Origin of the sequence: Vibrio fujianensis (assembly GCF_002749895.1) — a bacterium.
GTDB classification, from domain to species: Bacteria; Pseudomonadota; Gammaproteobacteria; order Enterobacterales; family Vibrionaceae; genus Vibrio; species Vibrio fujianensis.
The window spans coordinates 204884-206364 of record NZ_NBUS01000040.1 but is presented as its reverse complement, the minus strand read 5'-3'; the positions used below and the strand labels follow the sequence as shown (position 1 = coordinate 206364).

Here is a 1481-nt window from a genome sequence, read left to right as displayed (position 1 = left end):
CTCAAGCAGGCGAGCGCTTACTGATCAGTGCAGACAAAACACTACTGGAGCTACAAGTTTGTCAGGCTGATCTCAATGCGATTAATGATCTGCATCAAGGAACGCTGACGATAGCTGCCAGTGACATTATTTCCCGGTTATTGTTGATCGGCCCTTTCCAGAAGTTTCGTCAACACTACCCAGGTATCGATCTCTCTTTATTTAACACCACGTCTTCTCAAGCGGCTGAACTGGTCAAAAGTGCTAAAGCCGATTTAGGATTCGTGATCGCACAAAAAGAAGAATCTCCCATTCACTTTACCAAACTGCGTCAGGTTGAATGGTGTGCGTTAGGAAATGGTTTACAAAAATGGCAAGCAATTGCCAATTCCCCATTACTTCACAAAGACGATCAACATCAAGAGCGAACCACCGATGAACCAACCTTGATTCTATTGGGTCATGATACTCGAACCCGAGAGCTGATTGATGTCGCACTTCCACAACTGCATTTGCCTAACTATCGAATCATGGAGGTGGGCAGTGTTGATGCACAAATTGATTGGGCTGAAGCTGGATTTGGTGTAGCGATTATTCCAACGTTCTCTGTCAATCCCAAACGCCAACTAAAGACCACCATTACACCTCTTCCTGATTTTTCTACCACCAGCTTGGGCTATATCGTGCGACAAAATCAGCGATTATCTCGTGCCATTAAACAGTTATTAGTGTGGGTGGATGAAGAAATTCAAAAATCGCAACCGTTGACTCACTAAACTCACGCTGTTGAATTTTTGTTCGATATTAATCAAAAATGATGATTTCACCATCACATTAAAATTCGTTTGAACACACACTATCGTGTTATGCGGGTGCAGTTCCACTGCTGTGTTTAATGGAATAAAAAGAGATACGCCACCTCATTTAAGTCACAATATACTGAAATAGTTATTTATTTACTTCGTAAAATAAATTTAACCTCTCAGCGGTCACAGAAATAACTCCTCACAAAAATAGAATTACCACAAAGTTTCGAACGAAGAATTTTACATTTCGTTCAACAATTTTAGCTGATTAAAAACCACGGATGGATGGTACGAAAAGGAAGCGTATTTTCAGTTGCGTAAGTGTTCTCCCAGCAATTTAATGACTATACGAGGCGACTATGTTTGGGATCTTTAAACCACAAGCTCATATTGAGCGACTATCAAAAGAGCGGATAGATAGCACCTATTCACGGCTACGTTGGCAACTATTTATCGGAATTTTCGTCGGCTATGCGGGGTATTATTTAGTACGTAAAAACTTTAGCCTTGCTATGCCTTACCTGATTGAACAAGGCTTTAGTCGCGGTGAGCTTGGTATTGCTTTGGCTGCTGTATCAATCGCTTATGGGCTATCAAAGTTTTTGATGGGCAGTGTTTCTGATCGCTCCAATCCACGCTATTTTTTAAGTGCAGGCTTATTACTCTCCGCGCTCGTCATGTTCTGTTTTGGCTTTA

2 protein-coding genes are annotated in these 1481 nt (G+C 41.5%); both read left to right on the top strand.

Annotated elements, in window-relative coordinates; genetic code table 11:
- Positions 1-755 (top strand): LysR family transcriptional regulator substrate-binding protein (locus B7C60_RS06810; protein ID WP_245868755.1); only part of this gene is annotated, 755 nt, incomplete at its 5' end.
- 389 nt (positions 756-1144) lie between these two features.
- Positions 1145-1481 (top strand): MFS transporter (locus B7C60_RS18185; protein WP_245868752.1); only part of this gene is annotated, 337 nt, incomplete at its 3' end.